This window comes from Paenarthrobacter sp. DKR-5, assembly GCF_018531425.1.
GTDB lineage: Bacteria > Actinomycetota > Actinomycetes > Actinomycetales > Micrococcaceae > DKR-5.
Window position 1 is genome coordinate 1 of record NZ_JAHBOI010000001.1, and the last position, 15,489, is coordinate 15,489.

The window sequence follows — 15,489 nt, forward strand, 5'->3', positions numbered from 1 at the left end:
GCGACGAAGGCCTGACCTGCAAGCCCAGGGCGAGGAAGAAGCGCCGTACCGGGCCCGGCGCCGGGGAACAGAAGCGCCTCACCGCCGAGTACCCAATGCATGTGGTCAGCTTCGACTTCCAGTCCGATGTGACCTCCTGCGGCCGGCACATCCGGTTCTTCAACGTCGTCGACGAATACACCCGCACCGCGCTGGCCATCATCCCGCGCCGGTCTTTCAAAGCAGCTGACGTGGTCGCGGTATTGGAGAACATCATCGCCGAAACCGGCACCGCCCCGACCTACATCAGGTGCGACAACGGGCCGGAATTCACCGCTGCCGCCCTGATCGACTGGTGCAACACCGCCGGCGTCGACACCGCGTTCATCGACCCGGGATCACCCTGGCAGAACGGCTTCATCGAATCCTTCAACGCCCAATTCAGAAGGGAACAACTCTCCGGAGAAATCATGGACACTATGGCCGAAGCGACGTACTTGGCCGAGGAATGGAAAGCTATCTACAATCATGAACGGCCGCACGGATCCCTGAACGGCATGACGCCGAAACGCTACTGGGAAACCTGGACGCAAGAAAACCAATTAGCTATCGCATAGACGCTGGACTGCTAACGGGGGCCCAATCAACCCCACCACCCGGAAGTAGCCGCCGATGTACAGCGTGCGGGCCATCCAGCAGATCACCGGATGCCCGCCGTAGAACTCCCCCGGGCCGGTGACGGCGGAGAGCGGCCCGGCCTGCACCAGGTCGGCCTCCACACGCTCGAGCCAGTCCGGTGCGGGCACTGAGTCCGCGTCCAGCCGCGCGATCAGGTCCCCTTGCGCGGCGTCGAAGCCGCGGGCGGTCGCCGCCGGAATACCGGGCCGGTCCGAAGCGATCCTCAGCACGCCGGCCGCGGCGCAGACGGCAGCGGTATGGTCGGTGCTGCCGCCGTCCACCACGATCACCTCGTCGGCCGCCCTGGTCTGCCGGGCGAGCGCCCTCAGGCACACGGCGAGCATGGGCCCGTCGTTGCGGGAAGGAATCACCACCGAGATCGTCACCATGGTCCCCCGACTGTAACGCCAGCGGACCGGTTCCGCCCGGGTGGCGGGCCGCTGCCGCTGCTCAGCGCAGCCTGGCCAGGCGGCGGGCCAGTTCCTCCAGCACGCCCTCGGGCCACGGGAAGCCCGGCACGGCACTGTGCAGTCCGGCGAAACCGTGCAGGCCCGCCCACAAGGCAACGGCGTCGTGCTCGGGGTTGCTGCTGGCGGAACTGCCGTCCGCCGCGCAGGCCCCGACGGCGTCGACCAGCACGCCGATCGCCTGCGTCGCGGACGTCCGCAGCGGCGCAGGCTGCCGGCCGGTGCCGTGCCGGCCGAACATGAGGCGGTAGCGGTGCGGGTGCCGGACGGCAAAGTCCGTATAGGCGGCGCAGATGGCGAGCAAGCGGTCCGCGGAGCCGCCGCCGGACTCCCATGCCGACTCCAGCCGGGCGTCGAGGTCCTGGAAGGATTCGCGCACCACCTCAAGCAGCACGGCGTCGCGGTCGGCGAAGTGGGCATAGATCGACGGCGCCGCCACGCCGGCACGGCGGGCAACAGCGCGAAGCGTCACCGCGCTGTCCTCGCCGGACTCTTCCAGGATGGATCGTGCGGCCGCCACCAGGTCGGCGCGGAGCCGTGCGCCGTCCCCTCTGCGGTTGCGTTGGCGCGTGCTTGTGCTGGTCACCGCTCCATCCTACGCAAGCTAACGCCCGTGAGTTTACAGGCAAACATTCATCGCTTCCGGTTTGTTAGAGTAACTAGCTACACGATTGGCTAGAATAAAGCCATGACGACGTATGCGACCGGCCTCCGCCCGGGTTATTGGTACGGCGGCGGATCCAAACCGGGGGCCGTCGACGTTCTCAATGCCCTGCGCGATTACCGCGCCTCAGAAGCTGCCATGCGCCGGCGCACTAGATCCTCCATGGGCATGGGCGAGACGGACCTGCTGGCTTTGCGCTACCTCCTCCAGGCGAACGGCAGCAGCGGGGGCTTGAGCCCCAAGGAGCTCGCCACGCGGCTCGGCATCTCCTCCGCCTCCACCACCGCCCTGATCGACCGGCTGGTCAAGAGCGGGCACGCCCGGCGCGAGCCCCACCCCACCGACCGCCGGGCACTGGTCATCTCGGCGACGTCATCCTCCGACCACGAGGTGCGCGAGACCCTCGGCCAGATGCACCACCGAATGATGGCTGCCGCCGCCACCCTGGATGCCGACGAAGCCCGCACCGTCATCGACTTCCTGAGCCGGATGCGCGACGCCGTCGACGGCGCATAGCCACCACCCCGGCGCGCGCCGCAGGCCTCTTGCAAGAAATAGTAAGCATGCTGGACAATTAGCTCGATAGGGCATATAACTAGATAGGCTAACGAGTAGTCAAATGTTCTAGATATCTCTTCGAGGGGGAGCCATGCAGCCGGTACCAGGCGCAGCTGGACTGCTGGCAGACCGCTACCGTCTTGGCATCCGCCTCGGCGGCGGTTCCTCCGCCGAAGTGTTCTCGGCACACGACCTCAGGACCGGCGCGGCGGTTGCCGTCAAGGTTCCGTCCCCCCGCCGCAACAACGACTTCATGCGAACGGCGTTCGCCCACGAAGCGTCAATGCTCCGCCGGCTGGCCTGGGCCGGAGGCCATCCCGGCATCGCGGACCTGCTTGACTCCGGTACCGACGGTCCCGAGAAACGGCCCTTTCTGGTGATGGAACTGGTCCGCGGCAGCAACCTGCGCCGCACCCTGGCCGCCGGACGGCCGTCCGAGGGCCAGGTCAAGGCCTGGGCAACGGACCTGTTGCGGGCACTGGCTCACAGCCACGCGTTCGGCGTCGCCCACCGCGACATCAAGCCCGCCAACATCCTGATCCGCCGCCCCCTGCATTCCCGGGTCTCGCACAGCCGGGCCGTGCTCACCGACTTCGGCATCGCCATCGCCCTCGACCACGGAGCCGTCCACTCGCAGGGCCTAACAACCGGCACCGCCTCCTATCTCAGCCCCGAACAGGCGACCGGCAGCTTTGTCGACGCGGCCACGGACATCTATTCGCTGGGACTGGTGCTGATCGAATGCCTGACAGGCGCCGCGGCCTTTCCCGGCGCCCCGCTGGAATCCGCCGTCGCACGGCTGCTCGCAGATCCCGCCATCCCTGACACCACCGACGAGGAATTCGCAGGCGCGCTGCGGGCAATGACTGACCGCGAGCCGGCCCGGCGCCCAAGCGCAGCCGAAGCCCTCGCCCTGCTGGACTCAGCCGAAGACTTCGACGAGCCGCCCCTGCACAACCTGAGCATTGCCGCTTGACTCATGTTCGATGAAACGGAAGGACCTGCCATGACCATCCCGATGAACGACGTCTGGACCGCCGCCGCACGCTTGGAGAGTCTGGAGCTTGTCGTGGACCAGGCGGAGCAGCTGCTTGCCGAAACCATGCGTCGCGCCCTCGGCGCGGGGCTTCCGTTGCCGCAGGTGGCCAGGGCAGCAGGGCTCATGCCCCTGGAGGTGCTGGCGCTGACCGACCTGCCCGCCGGAACCGTCCACGCCGCAGAAATGCCCGCCGCGGAGCGCCGCCAGCCCACGGATCTCCGGACGCACCGGGAGGCCAAGGAGGCAGCAGCAGCAATGACGCAGCCGGCACTGACCGCGAGCGTCTAAGCTCCTACCACCCGCGGGCCTTTTTGGCACTACTTGCCCGCCGGCTGCGCGCCGCATTCACATTGGCGAGAAACCAGAGACACGCTGCCCCGGGTGCGGCATAATAGAGACAGACACCGGGGCTGGGCCGGCGGCGGAAGTCGCTCGCTGAGACCCGGGCGACACCCCCCAGCCCGCCGTCGGCCCTTTCAACGATGCCGACGGGGGCCCGGGAAGTCACGGGCCCCCGTGACCCTTCAGATTCACACCAGGCGGCCACACCTCACCACGGCACCACCGGCTTTTCACTGTTGCCCGCTTGCCGGGCGGCCCTCGCGTTGGGAGGACCCATGCTTCAGATCCGTTCCATGTCGAAGGGACCCGCCGCACTGGGAACCGTCCTCCTGACCGGGGCCCTGGTTCTGCTTCCCGCCGCAGCACCGGCTCTTGCGGCCACTGCGGAAGACCATGATCTTTCCCTCAGCAACGGCAGGGTTGCCCGGCACGGCACTGAGGTGCGGGTTTGGGTGAGCTACCGCTGCGATGAAGGCAGGACGGCGGGCGTCGGCGTCTTCCTCACGCAGAACAGGGAGGACGGGCCCGCGGCTGTCGGCGGTGCCGGCTCAGGGCAGCGGCCCTGTACCGGCGAGACGGAGACCGTGCAGCTCACGGTCGACGCCGGCAAGGTGAGGTTCCACCGGGGCAGTGCGTCCGCGGCCGTGGCCCTCTTCATCAGCGGACCCGGTACCACCGGGGTCACTGACCAGCTCAGCCAGGAGATCCGGCTCCGGCCCCGGCACTGAGCCGGCGGTCAGCGGCTCGCCAGCGGTCTAGGCCTTGACCGTGATCCATTCCCCGTCGATGGCCGCCGTCAGCTTGGTCAAGGGCTGGCGCGCCGGCCCGGAGATGACCGATCCGTCCGCGGCGCGGAACGTGGACCCGTGGCACGGGCAGTCGAATTCCTGGTTGGCAGGTGCAACGGCGCACCCGGCGTGCGGGCAGGTGGCGCTGTAGGCCACGACGGTTTTGTTGTCCGGCCGGTAGATGACGATGCTCTGGCCGTTGGCGGTGCCCTGGGCGGTGCCGCCCACCTTCACGTCGCTGAGCTTGCCCACGCGCACCGGCGTCCCCCCGGCCGCCGGCGCTGGGGCGCTGGCGGGGGCGTTCGACTGGCTGGAGGGCGCGCACGCTGCCAGGGCGAGGCTGCCGGCGGCTGCGGTTGCACCGAAGACGGCACGGCGGGGCATCGAGGATTCCGAAGTCATGGGGGCATTCTGCCAGCCGTTGCTGGGAGAACCACGAAAGAGGCTCCGGGCCGGCCAGGACGGAACCTCCGCACCGGGGATTCGCGCCGTAGCCACCGGCTGTTCACCCGGGGGTGGGAGGCTCTGACGGCACCGTCAGTGAGCTCATGAACCCCTAGTGCTAGGAGCAATCCTTGTCAGCCCTGAACCGCCGCCGCTTCCTTCAACTCTCCGGCGCCAGCCTCGCCGCCGCCGCGACCGCCGAGATGCTCGGCGGGAGCATCGCCCGGGCCGCCGAGATCCCGGCACACCGTGCCACCGGCACCATCAAGGACGTCGAACACGTAGTGGTCCTGATGCAGGAGAACCGCCCGTTCGACCATTACTTCGGCACCCTCAAGGGCGTGCGCGGATTCAGCGACCCGCATCCGGCGTTGCTGCCCAGCGGAAAGGACGTCTGGCACCAGAACAATGGAAGCCGGGAGGTGCTCCCCTACCACCCCGACGCCCCGGACCTCGGCATGCAGTACTTGAAGGACCTGGACCACGGCTGGAGCAGCACGCAGGCGGCGTTCAACAACGGCCGGTACGACCGCTGGCTCGGCGCCAAGTCGACCACCACCATGGCACACTACGAGCGGCAGGACATCCCCTTCCACTTCGCCCTGGCTGACGCGTTCACCATCTGCGACGCCTACCACTGCTCCCTGTTGGGGCCCACGGACCCCAACCGCTACTACCTGTTCAGCGGCTGGGACGGCAACGACGGCACGGGCGGCGGACCGGACCTGTGGAACAAGGAATCCGGCTATTCCTGGAGCACCTACCCGGAGGCGCTGCAGGAGGCCGGCGTGAGCTGGAAGGTCTATCAGGATGCCGGTGACGGCCTGGACGCTGCGGGGTCCTGGGGATGGACCAGCGACGCGCACATCGGCAACTACGGGGACAACTCGCTGCTCTACTTCAAGCAGTACCAGAACGCGAAGCCGGGCGAGCCGCTGTACGAGAACGCCCGGACCGGCACGGACGCCAAACACGGGGATGACCTCTTCCGGATCTTCCGCCAGGACGTCGCCTCCGGCAAGCTGCCGCAGGTTTCCTACATCACCGCACCGGAGGCCTACAGCGAGCACTCGAACTGGCCGCCGAACTTCGGCGCGTGGTACGTGGCGAACATCCTGGACATCCTGACCTCCAACGCCGAGGTCTGGAGCAAGACCGCGCTGTTCATCATGTACGACGAGAACGACGGCTTCTTCGACCACGTGGTGCCCCCGCACGTGAACTCCCCGCTGGTTCCGGGCGCTTCGACCGTCAGCACCGCCAACGAGTTCTACACCGGTGCGCACGATGTGCCCGGGGGCTACGGTCTCGGGGCGCGGGTGCCGATGATCGTCGCCTCACCCTGGAGCATGGGCGGCTGGGTCTGTTCCGAGACCTTCGACCACACCTCCGTCATCCGGTTCATGGAGGAACGCTTCGGCGTCAAGAGCCCCAACATCTCGCCCTGGCGCCGGGCCGTGTGCGGGGACCTGACGAGCGCCTTCAACTTCTCCGCCCCGTCCGCGGCCGGAGTGAGCCTGCCCGGCACCTCCGCCTACAAGCCGGCCGACCACGCGCGGCACCCGGACTACAACCCGGCGCCCCCGGCGGTGAACAGCATGCCCCGGCAGGAACCCGGCACCAAGCCGTCGAGGCCGCTGGGCTATGCGCTCGACGTCGACGTCCGGCTCGCGGACGAGACCCTGTCCGCCCGCTGGGCCAACACCGGGTCCCTCGGCGCCCACCTCCAGGTCCGGTCCAATTCGCTGCCCGCCGCCCCGTATTCCTACACCGTCGGCGCGGGCGCTTCGCTCGCTGCGGACTGGGCGCTGGGGGCCGAGTACGACGTGCAGATGCACGGCCCGGACGGGTGGTACCGGCGGTATGCGGGCACGACGGCGGCCGGCGACGTCCGCATCTCGGTCGCCCGGGACGGCCGCGCCGGGCACGCCCGCTTCCGGCTGAAGAATGCCGGCAGGGCTGCCGTTCCGCTGACGCTCGTCAGCGCCTACGGGGAGGGCGCGCAGCAGGTCGACCTGCAGCCCGGCCAGGAAAGGACGGTCGTGCTGCGCACCGCCGCCGGCTGGTATGACCTGACCGTCACCTCCGGAACCGATCCGAAGCTCGTCCGCGTCCTGGCGGGCAGGATGCCCGGAGGAGCGCCCGGAACCAGCGATCCGCAGCTCGGCAGGTAGCGCGGACGGTCCTTTACAACGCGAACGCCCGGCTGGCCGCACCAGCCGGGCGTTCGCGTTTCAGGAAGGTTTGTTGCCGGCCTCAGTCCGTGGTGAGGACCACGCGGAAACGGGCCTTGCCCGAGATCATGCGGTCATAACCCTCGGCTGCTTTCTCGAGCGGGTAGGTCTCAATCATGGGACGGACGCCGGTGCGGGCTGCGAAGCGCAGGGTGTCCTCGGAGTCCTTCGCGGTCCCAGAGGCATGGCCGGCGACGGAGCGGCTGCCCATCACGAGGTCGGCCGGGTTGACGGCGAGAGGCTCGTTCGGGACGCCAAGCACAACAAGGCGGCCGCGGGCTGCGAGCCCCGGGATGGTTGCCGACATGGCCTGGGCGTCGGTGACGGTCGCGAGGACGAGGTCGGCTCCCCCGAGGGCCTTGAGTTCCGCGGCGACGTCGGCGGTGGTGCTGTCAATGTAGTGCTCTGCTCCGAGCCGGCGGGCGAAGTCTTCCTTCTCGCTCCCTCGGGCGATCGAGATGGTCTCGAAGCCCAGCTTCGCCGAAAACTGCACCCCGAGGTGGCCGAGGCCTCCCAGTCCGACGACGGCGACGCGCCCGCCGGCACGGACGCCGCTGGACCGGATGCCGTTGAAGGTTGTGACACCGGCGCAGAGCAGCGGGGCGGCCTCGGCAAAGTCCAGGTTGTCCGGGATCGCTGCGAGGGCATCGGCGGGGGCGACGAGATACTCGGCGTAGCCTCCGTCCGACGTGAGCCCCGTGACCTTGCCGACCTGGCAGGACACGAAGTCTCCACGGCTGCAGGAATCGCACTCGAAACACGCCCCGCCGAACCAGCCGACGCCGACCCGCTGGCCGGGAGCCCACCGGGCCACCCCTTCACCAACGGCCTCGACGGTTCCCGCGATTTCATGGCCCGGAACCCGGGGGTAGGAAGAGGCCATGCCGGCACCGGGCATGGCGTCGCTGTGGCAGATGCCGTTCGCGGCAACTTTCACCAGGACATGGCCCGGCGGAGTGTCAGGGACGGGGCGCTCGACGAGTTCGAGCGAAGCGCCCGGGGCAGTGATCTGGACGGCTCGCATGATGGTCCTTTCGGGGACGGGTGCGCTTTTCCTGTGTTCGGGGCAGGGCCCCTCACCGTTCCAGTACATCACTGGCGGTCCGGGTCCCCAAGCCGTTCACCTGCCGTTCAGCCTTCCCGCATAACGTGGGTCTTCCCGGCGGAAGGAGCGGCGATGAACAACGGCAAGGGGATCCTGGTGTTTGACCGGTCCGCGCTGCGACGCGGCCAGCAGGTCATGGTCACGCGCCATGGGGACGAGGTCGGCACCGGCATTGTTGACGACGTCACCGGTGACGGGTCCGTCGTCTGGATCGTTTTCGGCGGGGCGTTCCCCCGGCGTCTGTTCCTGGAGAGCGATCCGGAGGAGATCCTCGCCCTCTGAACAGGGCGACCTGGGCGCAAGGACAGTCCGTGCGGGTCCCAAGCCCCTTTCGCCGCCCGGGGCCGCGGCCTACACTCGACCCAGCTCATCGAGCAGGAAAAGCTGTGATCCCGCGAACGGCAGGGCTGGCATGAGGCTGGTTGTTGATCTCACCAAATGCGAGGGCTACGCCCAGTGCGCATTTCTCGCCCCGGACGTCTTCACCATCCAAGGGGACGAGGCCCTCACCTACGACCCGCACCCTGACGAGGCGCAACACCGGAGGGTGCTCAGAGCCGCGGCCGCATGCCCGGTGCAGGCCATCCAACTCGAGCGCTCCGAAGGACCGGAGCCACAGCCCGAAGCATTCGGGCAGAGCGGGACGGCGGCCTTCCTCGAAGACGGCAGGAACGCGTTCAGCGCATCCGGACGGATCGTCATCGTGGGCGCATCTCTGACCGGCCTGCGCGCAGCAGAACGGCTTCGCGAGGAGGGATTCGCCGGCTCGCTGACTCTCATCGGCGAGGAAACTCATGAGCCCTATGACCGGCCGCCGCTGTCGAAACAAGTCCTGACCGGATCGGCGCGCTCCGCGGACACCTCCCTGCCGCGGCGCCGTGCGCTCCAGGCCGCCTGGCACCTCGGGACGGCTGCCAGCGGCCTCGATGTGGCCGCGAAGCAGGTGCACCTCGCCGACGGCCGCCGCATTGGATACGACAAACTGCTGATCGCCACCGGGGCGCGCGCCCGTGCCTGGCCCAGCGCCGCCGAGTCGGCGCTGTCCGGCGTGCTGACCTTGCGCACCCGCGATGACGCGGCAGCGCTCCGCCGGCTTCTCGACCGGCGCCCCCGCCGCGTCCTGGTGATCGGCGCGGGCTTCATCGGCTGTGAGGTTGCGTCCGTGTGCCGCGAACTTGGTGTTGCGGTCACCGTCACAGAAGCCGGCCCGGCTCCCCTTGGGGCGGCGCTCGGAGGCGTGATCGGCGCAATCGCCGGTGACCTCCACCGCGAGAACGGCGTGGATCTGCGCTGCGGAGTCAGGATCGAATCCCTCGAAGGAGACGCCGCGGGCCGGCTGTGCCGCGCCCGGCTCTCGGACGGCACGTCACTGGAAGTGGACGTGGCGGTCGCTGCGCTCGGCGCCGTGCGAAACGTTGAATGGCTTGAGGGATCGGGTCTCGCCAGCGGCCCGTGGGGGGTCGCGTGCGACGCCGGCTGCCGGGCGTTCGACGCCAACGGCATCGTCACGGACGATGTTTTCGTGGCCGGAGACGTGGCACGCGCACCGCAGCCCATGTTCGGCTACCAGTTCCTCGCGGTGGAGCACTGGGGCAACGCCGTTTCCCAGGCCGAAGTCGCCGCGCACAACATGCTCAGCCCGGGGACCGAATGCTGGCCGCATCTGGCACTGCCGAAGTTTTGGTCCGTCCAGTTCGGCACGGAAATCAAGAGCGTGGGGGTGCCGTCGGTCGCGGACCAGGTCGCCATCGTCCAAGGATCGGTGAGCGGGCGGCGCTTCCTGGCCGTCTACGGTTACAAGGGCCGCATTGTGGGGGCAGTCGCCTTCAACCAGAACAAGTGGCTCGAATTCTACGAACCGCTCATCGAACAGGCCGCGCCGTTCCCGCCGTCGCTCCACCACGTGGATGAGGCATCCGACGCCAATCCCGTGCCCGCAGGTTTCCGGCACCGGGGCAGCCCCACCCAGGATGCGACCGTCGTCGTCACCGGCCACTACCCCAACGAGCGCCGCGCCCGGCTAGCTCCTCCCCGCTTCCCCTGAAAGCCAAGGAACCTGCATCATGACCGAGCCGAGCGCCTGGGAGCGGATCCTCAATCCCTCCAACCGGGCCAACCCCTACCCGCTCTACGCCGAGCTCCGCAAGACCCCGGTGACCCGCGCTGCAGACGGGAGCTACCTTGTCAGCACGTACGCGGAGATCGCCTCGCTCCTACACGACCCGCGGGTGAGTTCCGACATCGGGCGGAGCCCCGCTGCCGCGGCGGCGGGCGACGGCGAGGGCGGCCCGGGCATGTCACCGACCTTCCTGACGAAGGACCCTCCGGAGCACGACAAGCTCCGCCGCATCACCACGCGGCACTTCGGGCCACCGGTGACGCCGGGCCGGGTCGCAGGGATGGAAGCGAGGATGACGGAGATCGTGACGGAACTGATCGATGCGATGGCCGGCCGCAGCCGGATCGACGTGGTCGACGACCTGGCCTATCCGCTGCCCGTCACCGTCATCAGCGAGCTCCTTGGCGTGGCCCCGGGCGACGAGAAGCGCTTCCGCGTCTGGGTTGACCTGGCCCTGCAATCCACGGATCCCGGAATGGATCCCGAATCGCAGCAGCAAAAGAGAGCTGAAGCAGGCGCCCAACTGCGGTCCTTCATGGAGGAACTGGTCGAGAAGCACCGCCAGGCGCCAGGCAGCGACCTGCTCTCGGCCTTGGCCACCGACGACGGACCGGAGGGTCGCCTGCCCGACGAGCAGCTGGTGAGCACCGGGCTCCTGTTGCTCATTGCCGGACACGAAACCACGGTGAACCTCATTTCCAACGGGGTCCTGACGTTGCTGCGGTACCCCGACCAGTTGCAGAGCCTGCGCAACGACCCGGAGCTTGTCATCCCCATGGTCGAGGAGCTGCTGCGCTATGAACCGCCGGTCCATTTCGTCCCGCTGCGCACAGCCCTCGACGATATCGACATCGCAGGAACCACTATCCCGGCAGGATCGCCCATCACCCTGGTTCTCGCCGCAGCCAACCGCGACCCGGCCCGCTTCACCGACCCCGACTCGTTCATCCCCCGCAGGCCCAACAACCAGCACCTCGGCTTCGGCGGCGGCATCCACCTCTGCTTCGGTGCACCGCTGGCGCGGCTCGAAGCCCAGATCGCACTGACTGAATTCGCCGGCAGGGTGGCGAACCCGCGCCTCGTCTCCGACCCCCCGCCCTACCGGCCCAGCCCGTTCCTGCGCGGACCGTCCCACCTCCCGACCGACATCGATGGCATCACCGGATTTTTGTTTAGTTGAGCTAGTAATAAGCCCTATTACTAATTTTGTGGCATACTGATCTCAGCGACCGTCGCGCTCGGGGGAATTGAGACCACCACCGCTTGCAGCGACGAGAGGCTAGGACGGCCAGTCCCCCAAATGGCCGACAGAGAAGGGTCCCGCGCAGCGAACGGCGCCGGACCCTTCTTTCTGTCCCCTGCCGCCGGGACGGCGGCCTGTGCAGCCGCATTGGCCTTTGCCGCGTCGGCCCACGCGGCCGAGATGCCGCGGATGGAGAAAAGTCAAAGCTCGGTGGGCAGGTTCCCTGCGGGAGCCGCCCCGGGCCCCTCCATGATCACCCGCGCGACGACTTCAGGGCTGTTGAAGATGAGGAAGTGGTCATCGTCGATGTCACGCAAATCAGCGATGTTCCCGTGGGCCCAGGACCGCTTTTCGGCGCCGGTCAGCTCGTCGCGAATTCCAAGAAGAACCGTCACAGGCAGGGAGGCCCAGGCGGCGACCGGGATCGGGTCCGTGAGCGTCCGGCGGGTCACGGAGCGGCGTGGCAGGGACTCGATGTGGCGACGCACGTCCGGAGGGAAAGTCCTGCCCTTCTCCTCGTAAACCCACCACCGGTTGTCAAGAACGAATCTGTCCCCGTCCTCCCACACGATCACCGGGTTGCCATCGAAAAGGGAGCCGTCCCGAGCGCTGCGTTGAGCCGGTTGCGGAACTGAAGAAACGTACACGAGCCTGGCCGCGTTCTCCTCACCCGCAGCCGCGATTCCGATGACGTCTCCCCCATACGACCACCCAGCGACGACCGCGGGCCCCTGGCAACTGCGGATGGCGGATTTCACTTCCTGAGCATCCTCCAGCAAGCCTGCATCTGACCTGTGAGAAGGCAAGTCCGGCGTGAGGACCTTGAAGCCGTTGGCCTCCAGGATTTGCCCTACCCACTGCCAGTCGCCAGGGTTGCCCCACATCCCATGTACAAGAACTGCGTCGCGTGGATGCTTGGGCTGCCCGAATTCCATTTGGGCAAGATAGACCCGGCTCACCCACCGCAACAAGGTCCAAGAGGCCCGCTTTACCTGCCTTCGGACAACACCAGCAGGGCGTCGCCGACGGGGCGTTCGGCTCCGCCGGACGGGACGTTCACCAGCTGGCCGCCGGCCACGGTGGTCGTGGACCCTCCGCCGTCGAGGTTCATGGCCTGGACCATGCCGAGCGACTGTGCCACATCGGCCTCTTCTTTCAGGCTCAGGCCGAGGGCGCTGGTCTGGCGTCCGTCAGCCGTCACAAGGAGGGTGCGCCCCTGGGCGTCAACGCCGGCGAAGGTGCGCGGGTTCCGTTTGTGCACCCACCCGTAGTAGAAGCTGTTGTTGTCATTCGGGTGGACCATGCCGTCCTGGCGGACCGTGACATCTTCGGCGCCGTTCCTGACGAGCATTGGGCCGCCGTTGAGGATGCTGGTCCCCTGGGTCGGGTTGAGCTGCCTTGAGCCGGCAAGCAGGGTGGCGCGGACCTTGAGCTTGGCCCCGACCCGGGCCAGGGCGCGCAGCTTGGCGACGTCGCTGCCGGTCGCCTGGATGGTGTGGCCTCCGGCCGGGACGGCGGTGCCGCGGGTGTCGGCGACGGCGGTCACGGTGTCGTTGCGGTCGGTGGTCACCTCCAGGCCCGGACCGGACGGGGTCTGCCGGCCGAACTGCGGGGTGAATGCCACGAGCTCGTTCGGGTTCGTGCAGGTGATGTCCTGCAACGGCGACGACGTCGGCTGGTCGTTCGTCTCGCCGCAGTTGCGGATCAGCCCGGGGACCCGGTCGATGCCGTCCAGCGCCACCGTGGCATCGCGGCCCGAGAGGGTTCCACCCCAGCGGAGCCGGTCAATGCTCGTCTTGTTCGTGTTGCTGTCCAGGACCAGCGCCGGCCGGTCCCCCACTGGCTCGCTGAGGGTCTTCCCGTTGTAGACCCCGGCGCCGGCAGGGTCACCCGGCGCGCCGGCCTTGGGGTCGAAGACGAAGAAGCCCCCGTTGATGGCTGCCACGGCGTTGGAAGCCGCCGAGAGCTGGCTGACGGTCTCGGGCTTTTCCAGGTCGGACCCGTAGGAGCCGGCCAGACGCCCGTGGTATTTCTTCGGGTCGATGGTGACGACGTCGAAGGTCCAGGGGCCGCGGGTCTTGCCGCTCGTTCCCTGATCACCATCCCAGCCGGTGTAGAGGACCGAGGAACTATAGCCGGCGGCCTTGATTGCGGCCACGGTGCTGTCGCCGTCCGCCTTCGCGGCGAAGTGTCCGGCCCGGACGCGGTAACCGAGGTTTCCGCCGGCGTCCGCCAACTGCGGGGAGGAAACCTGCTCCACGCGCGCCGCGATTCCTGCAGCTTCGAGCTTGTCGGCAACCTTCTGGGCATCAGCCTGACTGGACAGGGCCGAGGACGGGGCGTCGGGGTCCGGGGAGTCCGATGGGATGGCGACCTCGGCGGTCCAGTACAGCGAGCTGTCCTCTCCCCCGCGCTTGATCCTGGTCAGGGTGACCCCGGGCGCCAAGGTGCTCACGGTCCGGGTTTCAGGCAGGTCGGCCGGCCCGAGGTTCAGGTGGGGCGACGTCGGCGGCGTGGTTCCGGTGGGGAGGCTGCTTTCCTCGGCGTGCGAGACGCCCGCCGGGGCGAGCAGGGCCGAGGAAATGGCCAGGGCAAGGCCCGCCGTGAGGGCGGTGCGGGGACGCTTCGCTGTTGAGGACATGCGCTCAAGGCTAGTGAGCCGACATGGCCGAAAACGGTCCCCGCGGGTCAGTTCAGGACAAGTTGAACCAGTGTTCATGCCCCGTTCCCCGGCGCCGCACCAGCGCCCGCCCTTCCGTCCACCGGCCTTCGGCTCGCCGCGGGCGCGGATCGTCAGTAGGCTTAGTTTATTCATGCGGCCAATCCAGAGAAAGGCACGACGATGACTGAAGGCAACCTTCCCGACGACGAACTCGAGGTCGTCCGCGACGATGACATCCTGCTCGATGAAGCACCCGGCGCCGCGTCCTCCGTGGAGCTCGACCCGGTGTCCGGAGAGCCCGACAATTACCCGGGCGCCGCGGAGAACAATCCGGACCGGTGGCAGGAAGACCCCCTGCTGCAGGACGAAGCCGTGCCCGGGGCGGAAGCAGACTCCCTCAGTGACCAGACGCTTCGTGACGAGTCCGCGCGCGGCCGCTATGAAGCGGGAGAGGAACAGGTTCCGCCGGACGAGCCGACAATCGGCGAGGCGGCCTCCGACGTCGACTTCGGCGAGTCTCCGACCGGCCAGGAAGCTGACGCCAGCGACGACCAGGAGAACTTCGGCGGCTCCCCGCTGAGCCAGTTCGAGCCCGACGACCTCTGACACTGACGACCTCGTAGGCTGCCGGGGAGTTCCCGGCAGCCTACGAGGGCAGCTCGTGCAACATCGGCCGAACGTTCCGGCCGTCAATATCCACCGTCAGGTAGGTCCGGTGAGGCTGCCGACGGCGGTCGGTCGGCGAGCCCGGGTTGAGCAGCCGGAGCCCTTTCGGCGTCGTCGAATCCCACGGGGTATGGCTGTGGCCGAAAACCAGCAGGTCCACTTCCGGGAACCGGGCGTCCATCCGGGCTTCGCGCCCTGCCGCCGCTCCGGTCTCGTGGATCACCGCCAGCCGGACTTCCTCGACGGTGGTCCGGGCGACGAGCGGCAACTGGCGTCGCAGCTCCGGGCCGTCGTTGTTGCCGTAACAGGCGACGAGGCGCTTAGAGCGGCGCCCCAGCTCCTCAAGGAACCCAGGTGAGACCCAGTCTCCGGCGTGGACCACCAGGTCCGCCGCTTCCACCGCCTCCCACACCGGCGCGGGCAGCGCACGGGCGCGCTTGGGAATATGGGTGTCCGAAAGGATGAGCAGCCGGGTGGTCATGGTTCGATCCTGACAGAACG

The 15,489-nt window shown here is 68.3% G+C and carries 17 protein-coding genes; 10 read left to right on the forward strand and 7 right to left on the reverse strand.

The window, feature by feature from the left end:
* A partial coding sequence (locus KIH31_RS00005) for an integrase core domain-containing protein (RefSeq protein WP_214425032.1) occupies positions 1-596 on the forward strand: 596 nt, incomplete at its 5' end.
* Here KIH31_RS00005 and KIH31_RS00010 read toward each other — a convergent pair.
* Positions 582-1,046, reverse strand: a complete 465-nt coding sequence (locus KIH31_RS00010) for a glycosyltransferase family A protein (protein WP_250545319.1) — start codon at positions 1,044-1,046, stop codon at positions 582-584. The two genes, KIH31_RS00005 and KIH31_RS00010, sit on opposite strands and share 15 nt — an antisense overlap.
* A gap of 61 nt (positions 1,047-1,107) precedes the next feature.
* A complete protein-coding gene (locus KIH31_RS00015) occupies positions 1,108-1,710 on the reverse strand; it encodes a TetR/AcrR family transcriptional regulator (protein WP_214425033.1) in 603 nt (200 codons plus the stop codon).
* Between the two features lie 102 nt (positions 1,711-1,812).
* Between KIH31_RS00015 and KIH31_RS00020 the strand changes: the two genes are divergently transcribed.
* The 4 genes from KIH31_RS00020 to KIH31_RS00035 all read left to right on the forward strand — a co-directional run bounded on the left by KIH31_RS00020 (position 1,813) and on the right by KIH31_RS00035 (position 4,455).
* Entirely contained in the window at positions 1,813-2,304 is a 492-nt protein-coding gene (locus KIH31_RS00020) for a MarR family winged helix-turn-helix transcriptional regulator (protein ID WP_214425034.1), read from the forward strand.
* A 133-nt stretch (positions 2,305-2,437) separates the two neighbouring features.
* Positions 2,438-3,322 (forward strand): serine/threonine-protein kinase, encoded by an 885-nt coding sequence (locus KIH31_RS00025; protein ID WP_214425035.1) that lies wholly within the window; start codon positions 2,438-2,440, stop codon positions 3,320-3,322.
* Between the two features lie 30 nt (positions 3,323-3,352).
* A complete protein-coding gene (locus KIH31_RS00030) occupies positions 3,353-3,673 on the forward strand; it encodes a hypothetical protein (RefSeq protein WP_214425036.1) in 321 nt (106 codons plus the stop codon).
* A 347-nt stretch (positions 3,674-4,020) separates the two neighbouring features.
* Complete coding sequence (locus KIH31_RS00035) at positions 4,021-4,455, forward strand: hypothetical protein (protein ID WP_214425037.1); 435 nt, start codon at positions 4,021-4,023, stop codon at positions 4,453-4,455.
* A 27-nt stretch (positions 4,456-4,482) separates the two neighbouring features.
* On the opposite strand, the gene KIH31_RS00040 is transcribed toward KIH31_RS00035, so the two are convergent.
* Positions 4,483-4,917: a ubiquinol-cytochrome c reductase iron-sulfur subunit gene (locus KIH31_RS00040; protein WP_250545320.1), complete on the reverse strand. Its 435-nt coding sequence runs from the start codon at positions 4,915-4,917 to the stop codon at positions 4,483-4,485.
* 173 nt (positions 4,918-5,090) lie between these two features.
* Between KIH31_RS00040 and KIH31_RS00045 the strand changes: the two genes are divergently transcribed.
* Positions 5,091-7,133: a phosphocholine-specific phospholipase C gene (locus tag KIH31_RS00045; protein ID WP_214425038.1), complete on the forward strand. Its 2,043-nt coding sequence runs from the start codon at positions 5,091-5,093 to the stop codon at positions 7,131-7,133.
* Positions 7,134-7,215: 82 nt separating this feature from the next.
* Here KIH31_RS00045 and KIH31_RS00050 read toward each other — a convergent pair whose 3' ends face one another.
* A complete protein-coding gene (locus tag KIH31_RS00050) occupies positions 7,216-8,217 on the reverse strand; it encodes an alcohol dehydrogenase (RefSeq protein ID WP_214425039.1) in 1,002 nt (333 codons plus the stop codon).
* A gap of 153 nt (positions 8,218-8,370) precedes the next feature.
* Here KIH31_RS00050 and KIH31_RS00055 point away from each other — a divergent pair, with 153 nt between their 5' ends.
* The 3 genes from KIH31_RS00055 (at position 8,371) to KIH31_RS00065 (ending at position 11,597) form a co-directional block, all read left to right on the forward strand.
* Complete coding sequence (locus KIH31_RS00055) at positions 8,371-8,580, forward strand: hypothetical protein (protein WP_214425040.1); 210 nt, start codon at positions 8,371-8,373, stop codon at positions 8,578-8,580.
* A 130-nt stretch (positions 8,581-8,710) separates the two neighbouring features.
* Complete coding sequence (locus tag KIH31_RS00060; RefSeq protein ID WP_214425041.1) at positions 8,711-10,342, forward strand: FAD-dependent oxidoreductase; 1,632 nt, start codon at positions 8,711-8,713, stop codon at positions 10,340-10,342.
* Between the two features lie 19 nt (positions 10,343-10,361).
* Complete coding sequence (locus tag KIH31_RS00065) at positions 10,362-11,597, forward strand: cytochrome P450 (RefSeq protein ID WP_214425042.1); 1,236 nt, start codon at positions 10,362-10,364, stop codon at positions 11,595-11,597.
* A gap of 263 nt (positions 11,598-11,860) precedes the next feature.
* Here KIH31_RS00065 and KIH31_RS00070 read toward each other — a convergent pair whose 3' ends face one another.
* Together KIH31_RS00070 and KIH31_RS00075 are read right to left on the reverse strand one after the other, a co-directional pair.
* A complete protein-coding gene (locus KIH31_RS00070) occupies positions 11,861-12,595 on the reverse strand; it encodes an alpha/beta fold hydrolase (RefSeq protein WP_214425043.1) in 735 nt (244 codons plus the stop codon).
* A 53-nt stretch (positions 12,596-12,648) separates the two neighbouring features.
* The gene (locus KIH31_RS00075; protein ID WP_214425044.1) at positions 12,649-14,301 is read right to left on the reverse strand and encodes a phosphodiester glycosidase family protein; all 1,653 of its coding nucleotides are present in this window, start codon (positions 14,299-14,301) and stop codon (positions 12,649-12,651) included.
* Between the two features lie 201 nt (positions 14,302-14,502).
* Between KIH31_RS00075 and KIH31_RS00080 the strand changes: the two genes are divergently transcribed.
* Positions 14,503-14,928, forward strand: a complete 426-nt coding sequence (locus tag KIH31_RS00080; protein WP_214425045.1) for a hypothetical protein — start codon at positions 14,503-14,505, stop codon at positions 14,926-14,928.
* A 40-nt stretch (positions 14,929-14,968) separates the two neighbouring features.
* On the opposite strand, the gene KIH31_RS00085 is transcribed toward KIH31_RS00080, so the two are convergent.
* Entirely contained in the window at positions 14,969-15,469 is a 501-nt protein-coding gene (locus KIH31_RS00085; RefSeq protein ID WP_214425046.1) for a metallophosphoesterase, read from the reverse strand.
* Positions 15,470-15,489: the final 20 nt, after the last annotated feature.

Excerpts from the sequence above, each read along its gene's own strand:
- KIH31_RS00080 (WP_214425045.1), top strand. The coding sequence starts at position 14,503 with ATGACTGAAGGCAACCTTCCCGACGACGAACTCGAGGTCGTCCGCGAC.
- KIH31_RS00085 (WP_214425046.1), bottom strand. The coding sequence starts at position 15,469 with ATGACCACCCGGCTGCTCATCCTTTCGGACACCCATATTCCCAAGCGC.
- KIH31_RS00070 (WP_214425043.1), bottom strand. The coding sequence starts at position 12,595 with ATGGAATTCGGGCAGCCCAAGCATCCACGCGACGCAGTTCTTGTACAT.
- KIH31_RS00050 (WP_214425039.1), bottom strand. The coding sequence starts at position 8,217 with ATGCGAGCCGTCCAGATCACTGCCCCGGGCGCTTCGCTCGAACTCGTC.
- KIH31_RS00055 (WP_214425040.1), top strand. The coding sequence starts at position 8,371 with ATGAACAACGGCAAGGGGATCCTGGTGTTTGACCGGTCCGCGCTGCGA.
- KIH31_RS00030 (WP_214425036.1), top strand. The coding sequence starts at position 3,353 with ATGACCATCCCGATGAACGACGTCTGGACCGCCGCCGCACGCTTGGAG.
- KIH31_RS00025 (WP_214425035.1), top strand. The coding sequence starts at position 2,438 with ATGCAGCCGGTACCAGGCGCAGCTGGACTGCTGGCAGACCGCTACCGT.
- KIH31_RS00040 (WP_250545320.1), bottom strand. The coding sequence starts at position 4,917 with ATGACTTCGGAATCCTCGATGCCCCGCCGTGCCGTCTTCGGTGCAACC.
- KIH31_RS00010 (WP_250545319.1), bottom strand. The coding sequence starts at position 1,046 with ATGGTGACGATCTCGGTGGTGATTCCTTCCCGCAACGACGGGCCCATG.
- KIH31_RS00060 (WP_214425041.1), top strand. The coding sequence starts at position 8,711 with ATGAGGCTGGTTGTTGATCTCACCAAATGCGAGGGCTACGCCCAGTGC.
- KIH31_RS00065 (WP_214425042.1), top strand. The coding sequence starts at position 10,362 with ATGACCGAGCCGAGCGCCTGGGAGCGGATCCTCAATCCCTCCAACCGG.
- KIH31_RS00020 (WP_214425034.1), top strand. The coding sequence starts at position 1,813 with ATGACGACGTATGCGACCGGCCTCCGCCCGGGTTATTGGTACGGCGGC.
- KIH31_RS00075 (WP_214425044.1), bottom strand. The coding sequence starts at position 14,301 with ATGTCCTCAACAGCGAAGCGTCCCCGCACCGCCCTCACGGCGGGCCTT.
- KIH31_RS00035 (WP_214425037.1), top strand. The coding sequence starts at position 4,021 with ATGTCGAAGGGACCCGCCGCACTGGGAACCGTCCTCCTGACCGGGGCC.